The following is a 1,382-nucleotide window of genomic DNA, read 5'->3' on the forward strand; positions in this document are numbered from 1 at the left end:
TGAACCACCCCGGATCTCGTGGAGGCTGTTTGGTTTAAGTCAGACCGATATGGTCTGTTGAATTCGGCTTTTGGATTCTCCTTTCTTTACGCTCCCCGCAGGGGCCGCCGGAGGCCCCCCTGGTTCTTGTTGCCGCCGCCAATAGTTCGCCTCTGCTTCTGCAGGCGGGATGTAGCCGATCGGCTCAAGCAGCCGATGGTGGTTAAACCACGAAACCCATTCAAGCGTTGCCAGCTCGACGGCCTCGCGCGTCTTCCATGGTGCTCGGCGATGGATCAGCTCGGCCTTGTACAGCCCGTTGATCGTCTCGGCCAGCGCGTTGTCGTAGCTGTCTCCTTTACTGCCCACGGAAGGCTCGATGCCGGCCTCGCCCAAGCGTTCGCTGTACCGAATGGACACGTATTGCGACCCGCGATCCGAATGGTGAATAAGGCTGCGGTCCCGGTCAGGTTGGCGGTCGTATAAAGCTTGCTCCAGGGCATCGAGCACGAAGTCGGTATGCATCGAAGTGCTCACACGCCAACCCACAATTCGCCTGGCAAATACGTCGATGACGAAGGCCACGTACAGCCAGCCCTGCCAGGTCGAGACGTACGTGAAGTCCGATACCCACAGCTGGTTCGGGCGCTCTGCACGGAACTGCCGGTTGACTCGATCCAGCGGGCACGGTGCACGGCTGTCGCTGATCGTCGTGCGCACGACTTTGCCTCGCATCACTCCGCGCAGGCCCTGCCGGCGCATCAAGCGCTCCACAGTGCAACGGGCCACCGGCACGCCTTCACGCGCGAGCTGCCTCCAGACCTTGTCTGCGCCGTAGACCTGCAGGTTGCTGCGCCATACCCGCTCGATCTGCGGCATCAGCGTCTCGTCGCGTATGGCCCGGGCGCAGCGCCGCTGTGGCTCACGTCGCAGTGCTGCATGCCGCCAGTATGCTGATGGGGCGATCTGCAGTACCTTGCAAATCGGCTCGACCCCGTGGGTGCTGCGGTGTTGGTCAATGAAGTCCATCAGGACTTGAGTCGGCGGTCGAGCTCCGCCTGGGCGAAAAACGCACTGGCCGTCTTCAGAATTTCATTGGCCCGGCGCAGCTCCTTGTTCTCGCGTTCGAGCTCTTTCAGGCGCTGCATGTCCGGCGTCGTGACGCCAGGTCTGGCACCCGCGTCGATCTCATCGCGCTTGACCCATTCATTGAGCGTTTGCGGCACGCAGCCGATCTTCGGTGCAATGGATTCAATGGCCGCCCACAACGATGGGTACTCGCCCCGGTGCTCATGCACCATGCGCACTGCACGCTCGCGGACTTCGGGTGAAAACTTCGGTGACTTCTTCATGGCTCAATCCTCTCAGAGAATGGAGCCTCCTCAAATACCGGGGCGGTTCAG

The 1,382-nt window shown here is 61.4% G+C and carries 1 pseudogene and 1 other annotated feature; the pseudogene reads right to left on the reverse strand.

Annotated features, from left to right (window positions below):
• Positions 1-132: 132 nt before the first annotated feature.
• Positions 133-1,331: pseudogene (locus AQ12_RS10240) on the reverse strand (IS3 family transposase); the annotation flags it as partial.
• Positions 937-1,053 (reverse strand) — a sequence feature (AL1L pseudoknot). Its footprint overlaps the pseudogene before it by 117 nt.
• Positions 1,332-1,382: the final 51 nt, after the last annotated feature.

Source organism: Caenimonas sp. SL110, from assembly GCF_001044395.1.
Lineage (GTDB): Bacteria > Pseudomonadota > Gammaproteobacteria > Burkholderiales > Burkholderiaceae_C > Ramlibacter.